Source organism: Carnobacterium sp. ISL-102, from assembly GCF_018612935.1.
GTDB classification, from domain to species: Bacteria; Bacillota; Bacilli; order Lactobacillales; family Carnobacteriaceae; genus Carnobacterium_B; species Carnobacterium_B alterfunditum.
In genome coordinates this window covers 30,518-47,223 of sequence record NZ_JAGGRF010000004.1, presented here as the reverse complement: position 1 = coordinate 47,223, position 16,706 = coordinate 30,518, and the positions used below count along the sequence as shown (strand labels likewise).

Here is a 16,706-nt window from a genome sequence, read left to right as displayed (position 1 = left end):
TAAAAACTAATTATCATATGTAATTCTTGTCCACCTAAAAAAAACTGACGACAGACTGCGGCCTATGCGCAGAAGTCATCAGCTTTAATAAGCGGTTTAAGCAGTGTGCTCAGGGAGACATTCATTCCCAAAAGATATTATATTAATACTATATATTTTTTTGCTGTATAAGTCAAAAAAAAAAATGGATAAAAACAATCCAAAAACGAGATACTCGTTTTTGGATTATAGTTTAGTACATTGTTCAAGATTCCCTTTTTTTGGAAATAGTGAACGGTTGATCTCTATGCGTTTTTTAGACTACCCAAATTTCCCTGATACATAATCATTTGTTCGCTTATCCTTAGGGTTTGAAAATATTCTTTCCGTATCATCAAATTCAATCAATTCTCCGTTTAAGAAAAAGGCTGTTTTATCTGATACACGGGCAGCTTGTTGCATATTATGTGTGACGATTATAATACTGTAATCTTTTTTCAGGTCATGCACTAAGTCCTCTATTTTTGCAGTAGATAAAGGATCTAGAGAAGCCGTTGGTTCATCCATTAATATTACTTCTGGTTCAACTGCTAATGCACGAGCGATACAAAGTCGCTGTTGTTGTCCACCAGAAAGACTGAAAGCATTTGCTTGTAATCGATCTTTTACTTCGTCCCACAAAGCGGCCCCTTTAAGACTATTCTCTACCACTTGATCTAAGATTTTTTTGTCTTTTATGCCATGAATGCTTGGACCATAGGCAATATTATCATAGATAGATTTAGGGAAAGGATTCGGTTTTTGAAATACCATCCCAACTTCTGTACGCAAGACTTCAACTTGTGTATGAGCGTCATCAAAGATGTTATTATCTTTATAGTATATCCCTCCCTCCATCCTAACAGAAGGTGCCAATTCTACCATGCGATTTAACGTTTTAATAAAGGTTGATTTTCCGGAGCCAGAAGGTCCAATGATTGCTGTTACTTTTTTTTCAGGTATCTCCAAAGAAATATCTGTAAGCACTTGCTTATCTCCATACCATAAATTGAAGTCCTTCACAGAAAAAACCGGTCGAATACTATTTATATCACTCATTTTAGTCCTCCATTTTAATTGCGTTTAGAAAATTTGTTACGTATGCCTATCGCTATTGAATTCATTGCGATCAATATAATTAATAAGACAACACTTCCTGCGGCGGCAACTGCTTGAAATTCAGCTTGAGGTCTGCTCGCCCAACTAAATATTTGAATAGGTAACACCGTAAAGCTTGAAAATATAGATTCTGGGACATAGGCAATAAACGTCATGGCACCAATCATTAGCAAAGGAGCCGTTTCCCCTATAGCGCGAGATAATGATAAAATGGCACCCGTTAAAATCCCCGGAGTCGCTGCGGGGAGCACAACCGTCCGAATTATTTGCCATTTTGTCGCTCCCATAGCATATCCAGCTTCATATTGATCTTGAGGAATTGAACGGATCGCTTCTTTTGATGAGACTACAATAACAGGTAAAATCATTAATGCCATAGTCAGTCCCCCAGCTAAAACACTTCTTCCCATTCCTAGATATCGAACAAAAAGGGTCAGGCCTAACAATCCAAACACAATAGAAGGCACACCAGCTAGATTAGAGATGTTTAATTCTATAAATTGAGTGAATTTATTATTCGGAGCGTATTCTTCTAAATAAATAGCTGTTCCTATCCCCAAAATCAATGCCACTGGGATAGTAACCGACATTACCCATAATGTTCCCAATAAGGCAGCCTTGATCCCAGAATTTTCTGGGTTTCGGGAAGCAAAATTAGTTAAAAGATCCAAATTCAAATAATCAGCACCTTGCGTGACGATTCGAACGATTAGAACGGCTAATACTGCTAACCCAAAGAATGTAGCTATGAAAAAGACTACTCGAGCTGCTTTGTTTTTGCTAATTCTTTTTTTTATTTGTTTCTCATCAGGATTTACATATTTTTTTTGTGTTCTCATTAGTAGACCTCCCTATATCGACGAGATACATAATCAGCAAGAATGTTCATTCCAAAAGTAAAGATGAATAGAGTCATTCCCACCGCATAGATACTATAATAAATAGTAGAGCCGTAAGTTGCATCTCCCATACTTACTTGCACAATATAAGATGTCATCGTTTGAATAGACTCGGTAGGATTAAAGCTTATATTTGGAGTTGAACCTGCAGCTGTAGCAACGATCATTGTTTCGCCAATCGCGCGTGACATAGCAAGGACTAATGAAGATATTATACCACTGAATGCAGCTGGTACAACTACTTTAATGGCTACTTCAAGCTTTGTTGCTCCTAAAGCGAATGCGCCATCTCTCATAGCTTGAGGGACAGCACTCATAGCATCTTGAGACAAAGAAGTGATTTGAGGGATGATCATTATCCCCACCACTATACCCGGACTCAACGCATTAAAAATAGGCAGATCATTCATGAACGACTGCAATAAAGGTGTAACAAACGTTAAGGCGAACAAACCGTAAACAATCGTCGGAATACCTGCTAATACTTCCAAGATAGGTTGGATGATTTTTCTGCTTTTTTCACTAGCATACTCACTTAAATAGATAGCAGCGGATAACCCTATAGGAACGGCAACTGCCATTGCTATAAAAGCAATTAAAAAAGTTCCCGATATCAGTGGCCAAATTCCAAAACTAGGGTCATTGGCAAAAAACGGATACCATTCTGTTCCCGTTATAAATTCAATGAATGGGACATCGCCAAAGAATAATATCGTTTCGGTTAACAATGTGACCACGATCCCAATTGTCACCAGAATAGAAAGCGAAGCGATCAACAAAAAAAGCGTAGGCATTATTTTTTCTATTCGACTATATACAGAACGGCTTTCTTTCTTTTTTTTAATCATCTCTTTCATAGATGGTTGCATGGTGAAACTCTCCCAACTTTATAGTTTTCAATTTATAAAACTAAATCACATAAATTGAAATCACTTTCTTTTTTAAATTTATACTTATCTTTTAGCTTAATTAATGAAAGTAAGATCCTAAAATAGAAAACACGGCTATAAATACGATTCTCAACTTATTTATCTTGCTCTTTAGGCGAAAATTTGGACTGTTTAAAAACAAATAAAACAGTAAAACATCTGAAGGAAACTTCAACAGACATTTTACAGTTCTGATCCTATCGATTATATTGCCAATACATCCTATTTTATATCTTTGCATTTATCATAAAAGATAACTTTTATTTTAATTCTTCAAGTTTACCCAAGCCTTCTTGATATATTGAATCTTCTAAAGCAACATATCCTACTTCAGTAGCCATTTCACCTGACATCTCTAGCGTATACTTAGCGAATTCATATGCAGCTTTGTTGGTTTTCATTGATTCATTTTTAACATAAATGAACAGTGGTCTAGACAACGGCTCATATGATCCATCTTGTACCGTTTCACTTGTTGGAGTGATTGCTTCACCTTCACCATTTACAATTGGAACGACTTTGACAGTGTCTTTGTTCTCTGCATAATAAGCATAACCAAAGTATGAAATTGCATTTTCAGAACCTTTTACACCTTGAACCAAAACATTATCGTCTTCAGACAATGAAGCTTCTTTATTGATTTGCTCTCCGTCTAAAACAACTTCATCAAAGTAATCGTATGTTCCAGAATCTGTTCCTGGACTGAATAATTCAATTTCTTTTTCAGGCCAGCCTGGACGTACATCAGCCCATGTTTCGACATCACTTGTATCTAACCAAATTGCTGATAATTCTTCAATAGTCAAGGAATCTACCCAGTCGTTTTCAGGATTAACCACTACGGATAAACCGTCTAAAGCTATAGTGAATTCGGTGTACTCAATACCTGCTTCTTCAAGCATAGCAGCTTCTTCTTCTTTCATAGGACGAGAAGCATTAGTGATATCTGTTTCTCCAGCAATGAATTTCTCCATGCCTCCACCCGTTCCGGAAACTCCAATGGTAACTTGCGCGTCTGGATTTTCAATTGAAAATTCTTCTGCAACTCCTTCCATAATAGGGAATACTGTTGAAGAACCATCTGCTTGCACAGAACCAGATATACCTTGTGTTGTATCTCCGTTTTCTGATCCACTTTCATTATCAGTTGTTTCATTTCCACATGCTGCCAAAGTAAATACTGTTCCAAGTGTTACGAATAATTTACTTGCTTTTGCTAAGTTCATTAATTCATCCCCTTTTTCTTATTGTGGCTCTCTTCTACCTATTGCTTATTCTACAGACCAATTATTTAGATGGCATTGTTTTAATGTAAAATTTGTGTAAAGGCGCGTAAATTTTAAGGCGAACAGGGATTATTAATAGCACATACGCGTAAATGAAAGGATAATTAACAGGACTTTGATGGTAGAGGTCTCTTTTTGAATCAATTACTATTTCTCAAGAATTTACCAGGACAGTAGCTATATATTCTTCGCTCCAAAGAAATCGATTTCATAAATTATACAATATTCGTTGATCAAAAGAAATCTTTTGAACTGATAAGCTAGAAAAATTATAGCTTATCAAAGAATAAGTGCTGAAAAAAGTTTAATTTTACAAATAACTACTTTATCCACTAAAATTAAATAAAAAAAAGAAAATAGCTAGTATGATTCTACCAGCTATTTTCTATAGTTATAAGGAAAGTCTCAATCGTTTAGGGTTGAAAGACTTCTAAGCGTAGGTGGTCAAAACATCCCAGACAAATTTCACAACTTATTAGCTACTACTTGGCTAGAAAAACTAAAAAGTGTCTAGGATCTGTGTTATAAAAACACTACTCTTTAACATTAATGAGTGGAAATAGGGACTAAAAAATACCCAACCGACTCTTTCCAAGACAGAGCTAGTTTAATTTTTTTCATCAGAATGTCCCTATACTTATAATGATCCTCATTAGTAATTTTCAGAATATTCCCTACAACTATAACCAACTCCAATTGTAGCATACATAGTAGTTTAATTCTTAATTAAGTCATTACTAGCACTAAAATAAAATAACGAGTATAATTAATCTAAGAACTAACTAGTGGGAACTCTCTTACTTTTACTAAATTAAATAGTCGAAAATCATAGAAGAACTATACTGTTCTTATCGTTAATATGTAATCGCAATCAATGATTTGATTTTTAAGGCGCACCAGATTCTCTATCAACTGTTTCCACAATAAAGACATTATTGTTCAAATAATTGGTAAGAACACTTTAGTATATAAAGGCAAAATTGTATTTATCTTTGTATGCGTATCTGATGGTACAGCGGGCGAACCTAAAAAAAAAACCATTAAACATGTAGTAAAGTGATGAAAGTACCCACTTTAATTTTGAATCTCTACCCAAAAACTAGATACTCGAAAAAAAAAAAAGTATTTTAGTTTTTAGATTATTTTTTATAAAATCCTTACTTAATAGTGGATAATCTGTATTAGAAAAACATATGTCAAATAAAAATCTGGTGTTCCTATAAATTTGTCTATTTACTAAGTGAAGAGTATCATTCATGCAAGAATAAAATCAGTTAGAAATAGAAAACCATGTAAGTAAATAGTTGGACTGTGAAAGAAAGAAGCCTGTATGAGATATTCATTTCTGCCAAAAATATCAAAAGGAAAATGGTCAGTCAGTCTTTTCATTACATTTTTTATATTATCACTCGTAGGAACTTTTATTTCTTCATATCTAGGACATACAATTGAATACTCCAATCCGATCAATAGTCCATTGTTGGGAACTGTCATTCATCTTAGGTTTTTGACAGCCATAATGGCTTCTTTAATGGGACTAATCGCCATAAAGAAAGACCACGAACGCTCGATTTCAGTTTATCTATTTGTACCTATTGGAATTTTTTTTTTTGCAGTTATTGTAATATTCCTGATTGCTAATCTTATTGGACAACCAAATTGAAACTAAGCTTTTTTTAGAACTACAATTGCAGAAATCATAGTCTCGACTACTACCCAAAAAAGTAGGAACCTACTCATAAAACATAAAATTGACAACTTACTATTTAGTTCCGCTACGATACACAATAATTTAAAAGAGTAGACTTCTGCAACTATGAAATACTTAGGAAGTATACAGTAACATACCTGATGCAGCTTTTGCTTTAAATAAGAACAGAAGGAACATAATCATGAAGCTAAAGTTTTGGTCTAAAACAACGACCGGAAAATGGGCAAGCACCTTAACTTTGCTTTTCGCTGGGTTAATGTTCATAAAAATTACGTCACTTGGAATCTCAGTCAGACTGCCCTTTCTATCTCCTTTTATAGCTACCTTTGGAGTAATCGGCTTCATTATGGAGCTGATTGCCATTATAAAAGATAAATATCGGTCGATAATGGTAATCTTGACAATTCCGATTGGGCTATTGATTATTTTCTGGATAATGGCAGAACTTGCTTATTCACACTAGTGTATAAGTCTAAAAAATTGATAAGAAGATTGCACCATCAAATAAAAAAGCCACAAGCATGAAATTTTTTCACTAAACACAAACAAGGAAATAGAAGTAGTCTAAACTTCTATTTCCTTGTTTTTTTATCCTAGTCTCAACCTTTAATGTTCAATAAATGAATTCACAAAATTCAATATATATTGATTTAATTGAAAAAGAATGATAATAAGAGAATTTGCTCGTAAATTTATTTTCTATTTATTTCATATTATGTGTTGAGTTCTTATTAAATAACTCTTTGCTTTGTTTATTAGCATTGATAAAGGTTAAACCGGTTTTTTTATTTTTACTGATCAATTTGTCAATAGCTTCAACAGCCGTTGAATCCCATAAAGTCATAGCACTAACGTCGATAATTAATTCACCTTCATGTTCAAAGTCATGTACAAAAAAATCTAAAAACTTTTCAGCTGATGCGAAGTAAAGATGTCCGTGTGCCTTGTAATGATATTCATCGCTATCTGTTCCTTTTTCTACTTGGAAATGAGTCATTTTAAAAGCCGCAAAAATAGCGCTTATTAGAGTCCCAGCAACTACCCCATAGGCTAAATTGTGTGTAACTAAGACAATTCCAATTGTTAAAATCATAACAAAACTTTCATTTTTAGGCATGACATTTAATCGTTTAACGGATCTCCAGTCAATCGTTTCATATGCTACGACTACCATTACCGCTGCCAAGGCAACGATAGGAATTTGTACTACTATTTGATTGAATAGCACTACAGACATTAACATAAAGAAGCCCGACAAAAATGTCGCTAAACGACCAATTCCGCCATAATTAATATTAATGATTGTTTGGCCGATCATACCACAACCAGCGATCCCACCAAAGAAACCAGCTACCATATTTCCAAGTCCTTGACTCATAGACTCATGATTTTTATCACTCGGTTCATCTGTCAGTTCATCCACCAATTGTGCTGTCAATAATGATTCTACTAAACCAACTATAGCTACCGAAAGTGATGTAGGTAAAATAATTTTCAATGTTTCTAGATTAATAGGTACACTTGGAATACCAAATCTAGGTAATTCACTTGAAATAGACCCTAGATCACCTAATAGTTGTGCATTTAAATCTAACCCCAAAACGAGAGCTGTAACAACTACGATCGAAATGATGGGTGCAGGAATTCTTTTTGTCAGCTTGGGAGCTAAAAATATAATAGCAACTCCAATAAACCCAAGGATGAGTAAGCTTGAACTCCCTTTGAAATGATCCAATTGCGACAAGAACATCATAATACCTAAACCATTTACAAATCCTAGCATAACAGGCTTTGGTATATAACGCATTAATTTACCCACGTTAAATACACCCAATATAACTTGTATGACTCCAGCTAAAATAGTTGCGGCAAAAAGATATTCCACTCCATACTCAGAAACTAAATGGGCTAGTACCAAAGCAACTGAACCAGCAGCCGCTGAAATCAAACCCGTTCGACCTCCAAAAAATGCAGCAGTAGCTGTAATAAAGAATGTTGCATAGACCCCAACGATTGGTTCTACACCTGCAACTAGCATGAAGCCGATGACTTCAGGAAATAAAGCTAAGCAAACAACGATTCCTGCCAGAATATCTCCTTTTATATTACCAAACCATTCATTTTTATACTTTTTCATAAATACCTTCCTTCTCAAACTTTTAAAAAACGATTCACAGTAGATAATAATAACACATGAGTGAATAAAACGGAACAAAGATACACTAATAAGAAAATATTTTAAATCTATTTCGTTAATAGGAAAATAGCCGATATATAGACAAAGGCTAAATAATTTTTATGAAACTTATTGTACTATGTGCGATAAACCGTCACTACTTTTAAAATGGACCTAGTTTACCATGAGAAGTGCAACAAAGAATGCCGACTCAAATTAATTAGGCCATCATTTAAATTGGCACAACTTGCCTTTGTTCGTTCAACTCAAAACCATTTTTCATTTGAGCTAACGCAATTAGCCTCAGTTCGTTCAACTCAAAACCATTTTTCATTTGAGCTAACACAATTAGCCTCAGTTCGTTCAACTCAAAACCATTTTTCATTTGAGCTAACGCAATTAGCCTCAGTTCGTTCAACTCAAAACCATTTTTCATTTGAGCTAACGCAATTAGCTTCAGTTCATTTAACTCAAAACCATTTTTCATTTGAGCTAACACCATTAGCCTTTGTTCATCCACCATCTTTATCAATTCTGCTTTTCCCTGTTTGACTAAAAATCAAAATTTCCACACACATCCTAACGACAAATTAACCTTTATGATCTATTTATGTATGGAATATGTTAATATGATTAGGTGAAAATAAACTTTGCATCTCATTTAGGAGGACACTATGGAAACTGGGAATAGAATTCAAGACCTACGCAAATTAAACAACATGACAGCTAAGGAGTTAGCAGAAAAAATCAATGTTTCTCCTCCTTTTATTTCAGCGATTGAAAATAATGCAACCAAATTATCCCTAAAAACACTCACCTCTATTTGTGATGTTTTAGGTGTGACACTTTCTGAATTCTTCAATTCAGAGACAAGTCCGGTGGAGAAAAAACTTATTTCGCAAATCAAACAATTACCTGAAGAGAAACAATCTGAACTATCAGCTTTTTTAACAGGCTTAGGCTAAAAAAGTAAATGGCAGATTTATATAGTACAACAAAAAGAGCAGTAGATCTATTGTTGATAGATCTACTGCTCTTTTTGTTTTTAAAATACATAATTTCATGTATCTTTATTTTTGATTCAACATTCTGAGGTAACTTTGATAGTTTTTGTTCCCACCAGATAAATTATACACTTTTTCAAATCCATAATTGATCAATACGTTTTGAGCAGCATTTCCTGTGACCCCTTTATTGCAATAAGTGATCGTCACGAGGGTTCTATCCAACTCTTCATTTCTTTCTCTCAATTCTGCAAGCGGAATATGAATAGCTCCTTTTACATGAGCCTTTTCAAAGTCTTTTTTAGACCGCGTATCAACGATTTGCAGTGATTCTGCACTATTTTGAAGACTGACTAACTCAGCTGGTGTTACCAACGGGTTACGTTTCAATGCATTATCTAATGCCATCCCAGTATATAGAATAGGATCTTTTGTTGTCGAGAACGGCGGAGCGTAAGCCAAATCTAAATGGAACAGATCTTCAGCTGTTGCTTTAAAGGTGATAGCTGTCGCGATAACGTCGATTCGTTTGTCTACCCCGCCTTGACCAATCGCTTGTGCTCCCAAAATACGACCAGTTTTTTTATCGGCCAATGCTTTGATGATCAATTCTTTACCACCTAAATATTCAGCGTGGTCTGGTTTGATATTATGCAAAATTTCAACATCATAACCTTCTTTTTTAGCTTCTTTTTCTGTTAATCCTGTTTGCCCAACATGAAGGTCAAAAATTCTGAAGATCCCAGTTCCTAATACTCCTCGGTGTTCTAAAGCTCCACCAGTCATGACATCACCAGCGATCCGACCCATTTTATTAGCAGTCGAACCTAGTGGACGGTAGATTGGTTTCCCAGTGATCACTGAAAAACTTTCTGCAACATCTCCAACCGCATAAATATCTGGGAGATTTGTTTGCATTTTTTTATTTACCGCGATCGCTCTTGAATCCCCAAGCTCTACCCCAATTTCCTTAGCTAGTTCCGTATTTGGGCGAACACCGGCAGATAGGATCACGATATCTGGTTCGATCGTAATGCCATTGGTCGTGATAACTCTCTCGACTGAAGTTTCCCCTTCAATCGTTTTTACAGTGTCGCTCAAGATTAGTTTAACGCCTTTTTCGCGCATATGCTCTTCTATTCGGAAAGTCATATCTGCATCCATTGGCGGCATGACTTGATCCTCTAATTGGACGACTGTTACTTCCAAACCTTTATGCATCAATTGTTCTGTCATCTCTAAGCCAATAAATCCAGCACCAATGATCAACGCTTTTTTAGGTTGTTTCGTTGAGAAAGCTCCAATATCTCGCGCATCTTGGATATTGCGGACTTGGAACACATTGTCATACTTTCTTTTGTTGAATGGAGGCGGCGTAAACGGAGAAGCACCTGTTGCAAATACTAATACATCATAGTGATCTACTTTCATTTCGCCAGAAACAAGATTTGTAACTTCTAATTGTTTGGTTGCATGATCAATTTTAGTTACTTTGTGCTCAGTGAATACAGAAACATTGTATCTCTTTTTAAACCATGCTGCATTTCGAGGTGTCAACGCATTTAATTCTTCTACTTCTCCACCAATTTGATAAGGGATGCCGCAGACAGAATAAGAAATATCTTTTCCTTGATCGTACACCACAATTTCAGCTTCTTCTGTGTTTCTTCTAGCTTTAGCTGCTACAGATGTACCTGAAGCAACCGATCCAATTACAATAATTTTCATTATTTTCGCCTCTTTTCATTTAATTTAAGATTTACTTAATAGTCATATCCATCGAACCAATGTTGCGTTTTATTTGAAAATTTAACTAGTAGTAACATAGTAGGAACTTCTATCAAAACACCTACAACGGTTGCTAAAGTCGCTCCAGAATTTAATCCGAATAGTGAAATTGCAACAGCTACCGCAAGCTCAAAAAAGTTGCTTGTTCCAACCATGGCTGCTGGTGCTGCAATTGAATATGGCAATTTACATGCTTTAGCACCGCCATAACCAATGAAGAATATGACAATATTTTGAATAATCAATGGAATAGCGATTAATAAGATATGGAAAGGATTGCTTAAAATTCGTTCACCTTGGAATGAAAAGATGATAATGAGGGTTAATAATAATCCTATTCGCGTCGTACCATCAAACTTATCTACAAAATCTTTTTCAAAATAATGTTCACCTTTTTGCTTAATAACTTTTTTTCTAACGATTATTCCTAAAGCCAACGGAATCACAATAAACACAAAAATCGAGAGTAAAAGTGTATTTACAGGAACTGAAACGTTCCCTATTCCTAATAGAAGCGCAACAATTGGAGCATAAAGGAAGAGAACAATAATATCATTTATAGACACTTGTAGTAAAGTATAAGCTGGATCACCTTTTGTTAGTTTGCTCCATACAAAAACCATAGCCGTACAAGGAGCCGCACCCAGAAGAATAGCACCAGCTATATACTCATTAGCTAATTCTGTACTTAAAAATGGTTTAAATACCACCAAAAAGAAAAAAGCAGAAATTGCATACATTGAAAAAGGTTTAATTAACCAGTTTACTGCTGTAGTTAAGATTAATCCTTTTGGTTTTTTTGTTGCATTGACAATACTACCGAAATCGATTTTTAACATCATTGGAAAAATCATTAACCATATTAATATCGCTGTTGGAATCGATACATTGTAGTACTCAAATTGACCTAAAAAGTTAGGAATTACAGGAATAAATTGCCCTAGCAATACACCTATAATCATAGAAAGAGCAACCCATAGGCTTAAGTAACGTTCCCAAAGTCCAATTCCACTGTTTTTTGGTGACACTTTTTCTTGTGATCCTTTTTCTTTCATGATTTTCCTCCATTAACCTTTTTTTTAACCTGAAATATCGCAAGACAAACTAGCAGACTTATCCTTATCTCCTTCTGCATTACAGATACATTCATCTGAATGCATCAATAATTGAACGGTCTCTTGAATGTATTGATTTGCTACTTCTTCATTGTTCGAATAATAGTGCCATGTCCCATTCTTTACAGATGTCACTAAACCTGCTTCCACTAGAATTTTGATATGGTGGGACAGGGTTGGTTGTGTAAAATCGAAATGTTCTAAAATATCACAGGCACACATTTTCCCGCACGACAACATATCTAGTATTTTTACACGTTTGGGTTCCGACAAAGCTTTAGCAATCTTCGCATAGTCTTCATAACTCATTATTATCTTCCTTTCTACTTCTAGCGCAAGACTTCTGCTTCTTCCAAACGCAGCTCAAGCCACTCAGAAATTTCTTTATTTGTTGGGTATTCATTGATTTTTACGATTGTCTCGTTATTCAATACTGTCACAGGCAAACAATCAACTCCCTTTTCTTGCATTACCTTTGTGACGTTTTGATTTCGCACGAAGGAGTTAGGATTAGAAGTCAAATTGTAGCGCACTAGTTGCTTTCCATCTAATTTACGTATTTGCTGTGAGACACTCGTGATCCGAATTAAGTCTACATCAACAGATGGACCACATACTCCTGTACTGCAGCACATCGCTGGTTCATAAATAGTTAGTTTATCCATCTACTATTCTCCCCCTTGATTATAAAAATCACTTCACTCTTTCTCTAACATAGTTGTTAATGTTTTTCCTTTAAGTTCTGTAGTGCTCCATTCAACTATAGCGTAGTGGTTATTAGACAATTCTGCTACTTTTTCGATCCACGTCAGTTCACTCTGTGCGCGAGCTCTTAGGATATCGTTGGTTGTTCCACTCGTTAACATACTATTATTTATTACCCACCAAGTATGAGCAATATTGGCACGATCTAAATCCTCTTGTAGACGCATCGATTCATACACTGGTGTATTTTCAGGTAACGTAACCATTACAACTTCTGTTTGTTCTGGATCTTGTAAAATTGGCAACAATTTACGAACGGATTCAGGTACTTCGCCAGAAGTTCGCTCCACTTCTTTAGCATAACTTTGAGAAGAATCTAATAACAATAAGGTGTGGCCAGTTGGGGCTGTATCGATAACAACTACGTCACAATCAACTGTAGCGACGATCTCTGCAAATCGTCTGAAAACAACAATTTCTTGAGTACAAGGAGAACGGAGATCTTCTTTAACATAGTCCAATTCTTCAGAAGACATCGTCTCAAGAGCTTTAGACAGCACTTTTTCCTTATAATCCTGTAGTTCTTTTTTTTCATCAATATGACTCATCTTAATATTCTCTGATTCTTTAATAACAAATTCTAGATGAGCAGCAGGATCTGTTGTTGTTAAATGAACTTTTTTTCCTTTTGCTGCTAAACCTGTTGCTATAGCGGCAGCAATCGTTGTTTTCCCAACGCCACCTTTACCCATAGTAAAAACAACTTTTTTATTTGTTCGGTCTAACTCATTTACGATGTGTTGTAATTCAGGGTACTCCTTGCCTTCTGGAGCCTCTATGACTGTAGTTGGTTGGTCTGAAGTTAAAAGTAACCGTAAGTTTTCAACGCCTGTTACGTTATAAGAACGTAATGGAATGATAAATTTTAACAATTGTTTCAAATTCTCAGGCATCTTTTTTAGCGTTACTTGCTGTTCATCGTAAATTTTTTGAGAAACACTATCTGTGGGTCCTTCTAACAATCCATTGATAATTAACTGCTGGTTTAGCACACCGATTTCTTTTAAATCTTCAGAAGCTCTATTCGCTTCAATAAGCGGTCCGTTTTGTGGACGTGTGACCAACAGTAAGGTCGTTTTTGCTCCATCTGATAAAGTACCAATTGCGTGCTTATACATTTCTTGTTTATCGCCAAGTCCTGAAAGTTGCCCCATACAGGAAACACCCGTAGTATTTTCATCCAAGAAGTCACTCCACGCTGAAGGCAGTTGCAACATTCTTAACGTATGTCCAGTTGGAGCAGTATCAAAAATGATGTGATCATATTGAGCTTCAACTGCTGGATTCGTTAAAAAGCCCGCAAACTCATTAAAAGATGCAATTTCAACGGTACAAGAGCCTAATAATTGCTCTTCCATATTGGCTAAAGCTGAATCTGGCAATACCCCTCTGTACGGACCGACAACACTTTCCATATAATCATGTGCAGCAGTGATCGGATCAAAGTTTGCTACCGTTAACCCATTTACTTCAGGAATTTCTAAGCCGTTATTCGTTAATTCTTTATTAAAAACATCTTGTAAATTACTAGCAGGATCTGTACTAACCAACATAACCTTTTTCCCACTATCAGCCAAATAAACTGCGGTAGCACAAGCTGTAGATGTTTTCCCTACTCCACCTTTACCAGTAAAGAAAAGATATTTTGTAAGGTTTAATTGTTCTGGCTGATAATTTTTCATCTTTTGCACTCCTCCTAACAACATCCTGAGCCTGAGCCACAAGAGCCACCGTCATTTGAATCCATCGGTGCAAATCTAACGCCTGTAAAAGCTGTTATTTCTTCCATTGAAGGATATTTTCCAACTTTAACTACTTCGCCATTTAATAATGTTACTGGTAACGCTTCAACACCTTTTTCTTGTAAGAATTGACTCATTTTTTCGTTTTCTACAAATGCTTGAGGACTGCTCGATAAGTTATATCTCTTGGCTTGAAAACCCTCTAATGTATCTAAAGCGTTCATAACTGAAGTGATTTGTAATAAGTCTTCATTTACAGATGGGCCACATACTCCTGTACTGCAGCACATTGCTGGTTCAAATAGTGTTAAATCTGTCATCTTTTATCTACTCCTTTTACATGTAACTAATTTGGCGCTCGTACATAGACATTTGCCTATGTATACACTATAAAACTTAATTCATATATAGTCAATTACAAATAACGGGCATTAAAAAAAGTGCTGACAAGGAGTTTCCCTGCACAGCACTTTTAAAAATTTTTTATTTTTTTAATATTTCTACAATTTCTTCCGGTTTAGCTACTTTTCCGTAAGAAACGACTTTCTCGTCGATGACAAGTGCGGGTGTCCTCATAACACCGTAAGCTACGATTTCTTGCAGATCGGTCACCTTTGTGATAGTTGCTTCCATGCCTAGAGTCTTCAATGCTTCTTCTGTATTGCCAGCCAATTTCACACAATTTTTACAACCTGAACCTAAAATTTTAATTTCCATAATAAAATTCCTCCTAGTTAATAGTTATCGTTTTTCTACATAAAGAATGGTGTAAAGAAGTTAAATAAGTAGCCAATCAGGATAATTCCTAAAACAACGACCGTGAAGAAAACAGCTAGTAGTTTCGGTTTTACAACTTGTTTCAGCATGATAAGCGACGGCAAGGACAAAGCTGTCACACTCATCATGAAGGCTAGGACTGTCCCTAAGCCAACGCCTTTTGCAGCTAATGCTTCTGCAATCGGTAAAGTCCCAAAAATGTCTGCGTACATTGGTATACCAACAAAGGATGCTACTAATACGGAGTACCATTTATCTTGACCCAAGATGGCGGTAATTATTGATTCCGGTATCCAGTTATGGATAGCTGCACCAATTCCAACACCAACCAAAATATAAAGCCATACTTTTTTGACGACATCATTTACTTGTTCTACACTAAAAACAATTCGGTCTTTTCTGGTTAATTCCTCTTCAGGAATATCCCCATTACCGTTGCCATAAACAAAAGACTCCACTTGATCTTCCAGATGGGCTTTTCCGATGATGGTACCACCGACTACCGCCAAAAACAAACCGACAACAACATAAGCAAAGGCAATTCGCCAATTAAAAATGCTTGCTAGCAAGATGACAGATGCCAAATCGACTAATGGAGAAGAGATCAAGAAGGAAAACGTTACTGCTAATGGCAAGCCAGAACCGGTGAATCCGATGAACAACGGGATTGAAGAACAGGAACAAAAAGGCGTCACCGTACCAAGTAAAGCAGCCAGTGTACTGGCTGTCACACCACTGAAGTGACCCAAAATCTTTTTCGTCCGTTCTGGTGGGAAATAACTTTGAATATAAGAGATCATAAAAATCAATACCGATAACAGGATAAAGATCTTTACGGTATCAAAAAGGAAAAATTGCAAACTAGCTCCAGTACGGCCATTAAGGTCTAAGCCAAAAACATTTTCAACTAATTTGCCCATCAGATCATTTAACCATACCATTTTGAATAGCTGATCATTCAGCCAAGTGAATACATTCATTATTTGCATCTCCTACATTTTTTATACAGGCATCTCGCTGGACATTCGTTTAAAGAAAGCCTTCAAGTCATCCAAGGATTCATGGTTGATGGTATATTTCACCATACTGCCATCTTTTCTGCTGACAACCAAACCGCTGTCACATAAAGTTTTCATGTGGTAGGAAAGCGTCGGCTGCGTGATCGAAAATTCTTCCAACAAATCACAGGCGCATAATTCACCATCCCCTAACAAATCCATAATTTTTAACCTTGTTTCATCTGATAAAACTTTTAAAGCTTTTGCGTATACTTTGTAATTTTGTTCCATCAAAAAACTCCTTCCGGCATTGTCGTCACAATGATTTTTATTTATTTAAAGATAGCAACAAGATTCATGAATATCGATATCGAAGTTC

The 16,706-nt window shown here is 35.8% G+C and carries 16 protein-coding genes and 1 riboswitch; of the genes, 1 reads left to right on the top strand and 15 read right to left on the bottom strand.

What is annotated here, in order from left to right:
• Nucleotides 1-62: 62 nt before the first annotated feature.
• Nucleotides 63-138, bottom strand: a riboswitch (Fluoride riboswitch).
• 162 nt (nt 139-300) lie between these two features.
• From pstB to J7E16_RS04010, 6 genes are all read right to left on the bottom strand, one after another.
• Nucleotides 301-1,077: a phosphate ABC transporter ATP-binding protein PstB gene (pstB, locus tag J7E16_RS04035; protein WP_214888967.1), complete on the bottom strand. Its 777-nt coding sequence runs from the start codon at nt 1,075-1,077 to the stop codon at nt 301-303.
• 14 nt (nt 1,078-1,091) lie between these two features.
• Nucleotides 1,092-1,976, bottom strand: coding sequence for a phosphate ABC transporter permease PstA (gene pstA, locus J7E16_RS04030; RefSeq protein WP_214888966.1), 885 nt, complete (start codon nt 1,974-1,976; stop codon nt 1,092-1,094).
• On the bottom strand, nt 1,976-2,905 hold the full coding sequence (gene pstC, locus J7E16_RS04025) for a phosphate ABC transporter permease subunit PstC (protein ID WP_214888965.1): 930 nt from the start codon (nt 2,903-2,905) through the stop codon (nt 1,976-1,978). The genes pstA and pstC overlap by 1 nt, the downstream gene beginning before the upstream one ends.
• Before the next feature lie 320 nt (nt 2,906-3,225).
• The gene (locus J7E16_RS04020) at nt 3,226-4,191 is read right to left on the bottom strand and encodes a PstS family phosphate ABC transporter substrate-binding protein (RefSeq protein WP_214888963.1); all 966 of its coding nucleotides are present in this window, start codon (nt 4,189-4,191) and stop codon (nt 3,226-3,228) included.
• A 2,474-nt stretch (nt 4,192-6,665) separates the two neighbouring features.
• The gene (locus J7E16_RS04015; RefSeq protein ID WP_214888961.1) at nt 6,666-8,099 is read right to left on the bottom strand and encodes a SulP family inorganic anion transporter; all 1,434 of its coding nucleotides are present in this window, start codon (nt 8,097-8,099) and stop codon (nt 6,666-6,668) included.
• Nucleotides 8,100-8,370: 271 nt separating this feature from the next.
• The gene (locus J7E16_RS04010) at nt 8,371-8,670 is read right to left on the bottom strand and encodes a hypothetical protein (RefSeq protein WP_214888960.1); all 300 of its coding nucleotides are present in this window, start codon (nt 8,668-8,670) and stop codon (nt 8,371-8,373) included.
• Nucleotides 8,671-8,812: 142 nt separating this feature from the next.
• Between J7E16_RS04010 and J7E16_RS04005 the strand changes: the two genes are divergently transcribed.
• Nucleotides 8,813-9,103 (top strand): helix-turn-helix domain-containing protein, encoded by a 291-nt coding sequence (locus tag J7E16_RS04005; protein ID WP_214888958.1) that lies wholly within the window; start codon nt 8,813-8,815, stop codon nt 9,101-9,103.
• Nucleotides 9,104-9,208: 105 nt separating this feature from the next.
• Here J7E16_RS04005 and J7E16_RS04000 read toward each other — a convergent pair whose 3' ends face one another.
• The 9 genes from J7E16_RS04000 to J7E16_RS03960 form a co-directional block, all read right to left on the bottom strand.
• Nucleotides 9,209-10,870 carry an FAD-dependent oxidoreductase gene (locus J7E16_RS04000; RefSeq protein ID WP_214888956.1) on the bottom strand — a complete coding sequence of 554 codons (1,662 nt, stop codon included), beginning with the start codon at nt 10,868-10,870 and terminating at the stop codon, nt 9,209-9,211.
• A 35-nt stretch (nt 10,871-10,905) separates the two neighbouring features.
• Nucleotides 10,906-11,985, bottom strand: coding sequence for an ACR3 family arsenite efflux transporter (gene arsB / locus J7E16_RS03995; protein ID WP_214888954.1), 1,080 nt, complete (start codon nt 11,983-11,985; stop codon nt 10,906-10,908).
• A 24-nt stretch (nt 11,986-12,009) separates the two neighbouring features.
• A complete protein-coding gene (locus J7E16_RS03990; RefSeq protein WP_214888952.1) occupies nt 12,010-12,354 on the bottom strand; it encodes an ArsR/SmtB family transcription factor in 345 nt (114 codons plus the stop codon).
• Between the two features lie 20 nt (nt 12,355-12,374).
• The gene (gene arsD, locus J7E16_RS03985) at nt 12,375-12,710 is read right to left on the bottom strand and encodes an arsenite efflux transporter metallochaperone ArsD (protein ID WP_214888949.1); all 336 of its coding nucleotides are present in this window, start codon (nt 12,708-12,710) and stop codon (nt 12,375-12,377) included.
• Between the two features lie 33 nt (nt 12,711-12,743).
• Entirely contained in the window at nt 12,744-14,492 is a 1,749-nt protein-coding gene (arsA, locus tag J7E16_RS03980; protein WP_214888946.1) for an arsenical pump-driving ATPase, read from the bottom strand.
• A 14-nt stretch (nt 14,493-14,506) separates the two neighbouring features.
• Complete coding sequence (arsD, locus tag J7E16_RS03975; protein ID WP_214888944.1) at nt 14,507-14,872, bottom strand: arsenite efflux transporter metallochaperone ArsD; 366 nt, start codon at nt 14,870-14,872, stop codon at nt 14,507-14,509.
• A 163-nt stretch (nt 14,873-15,035) separates the two neighbouring features.
• The gene (locus J7E16_RS03970; protein WP_214888942.1) at nt 15,036-15,269 is read right to left on the bottom strand and encodes a thioredoxin family protein; all 234 of its coding nucleotides are present in this window, start codon (nt 15,267-15,269) and stop codon (nt 15,036-15,038) included.
• Between the two features lie 35 nt (nt 15,270-15,304).
• Complete coding sequence (locus J7E16_RS03965) at nt 15,305-16,309, bottom strand: permease (protein WP_214888940.1); 1,005 nt, start codon at nt 16,307-16,309, stop codon at nt 15,305-15,307.
• 21 nt (nt 16,310-16,330) lie between these two features.
• Entirely contained in the window at nt 16,331-16,618 is a 288-nt protein-coding gene (locus J7E16_RS03960) for an ArsR/SmtB family transcription factor (protein WP_251006058.1), read from the bottom strand.
• Nucleotides 16,619-16,706: the final 88 nt, after the last annotated feature.

Bases quoted from the DNA above. Each gene is read 5' to 3' on its own strand.
- pstB (WP_214888967.1), bottom strand. From the start codon at position 1,077: ATGAGTGATATAAATAGTATTCGACCGGTTTTTTCTGTGAAGGACTTC.
- pstA (WP_214888966.1), bottom strand. From the start codon at position 1,976: ATGAGAACACAAAAAAAATATGTAAATCCTGATGAGAAACAAATAAAA.
- pstC (WP_214888965.1), bottom strand. From the start codon at position 2,905: ATGCAACCATCTATGAAAGAGATGATTAAAAAAAAGAAAGAAAGCCGT.
- J7E16_RS04020 (WP_214888963.1), bottom strand. From the start codon at position 4,191: ATGAACTTAGCAAAAGCAAGTAAATTATTCGTAACACTTGGAACAGTA.
- J7E16_RS04015 (WP_214888961.1), bottom strand. From the start codon at position 8,099: ATGAAAAAGTATAAAAATGAATGGTTTGGTAATATAAAAGGAGATATT.
- J7E16_RS04005 (WP_214888958.1), top strand. From the start codon at position 8,813: ATGGAAACTGGGAATAGAATTCAAGACCTACGCAAATTAAACAACATG.
- J7E16_RS04000 (WP_214888956.1), bottom strand. From the start codon at position 10,870: ATGAAAATTATTGTAATTGGATCGGTTGCTTCAGGTACATCTGTAGCA.
- arsB (WP_214888954.1), bottom strand. From the start codon at position 11,985: ATGAAAGAAAAAGGATCACAAGAAAAAGTGTCACCAAAAAACAGTGGA.
- J7E16_RS03990 (WP_214888952.1), bottom strand. From the start codon at position 12,354: ATGAGTTATGAAGACTATGCGAAGATTGCTAAAGCTTTGTCGGAACCC.
- arsD (WP_214888949.1), bottom strand. From the start codon at position 12,710: ATGGATAAACTAACTATTTATGAACCAGCGATGTGCTGCAGTACAGGA.
- arsA (WP_214888946.1), bottom strand. From the start codon at position 14,492: ATGAAAAATTATCAGCCAGAACAATTAAACCTTACAAAATATCTTTTC.
- arsD (WP_214888944.1), bottom strand. From the start codon at position 14,872: ATGACAGATTTAACACTATTTGAACCAGCAATGTGCTGCAGTACAGGA.
- J7E16_RS03970 (WP_214888942.1), bottom strand. From the start codon at position 15,269: ATGGAAATTAAAATTTTAGGTTCAGGTTGTAAAAATTGTGTGAAATTG.
- J7E16_RS03965 (WP_214888940.1), bottom strand. From the start codon at position 16,309: ATGAATGTATTCACTTGGCTGAATGATCAGCTATTCAAAATGGTATGG.
- J7E16_RS03960 (WP_251006058.1), bottom strand. From the start codon at position 16,618: ATGGAACAAAATTACAAAGTATACGCAAAAGCTTTAAAAGTTTTATCA.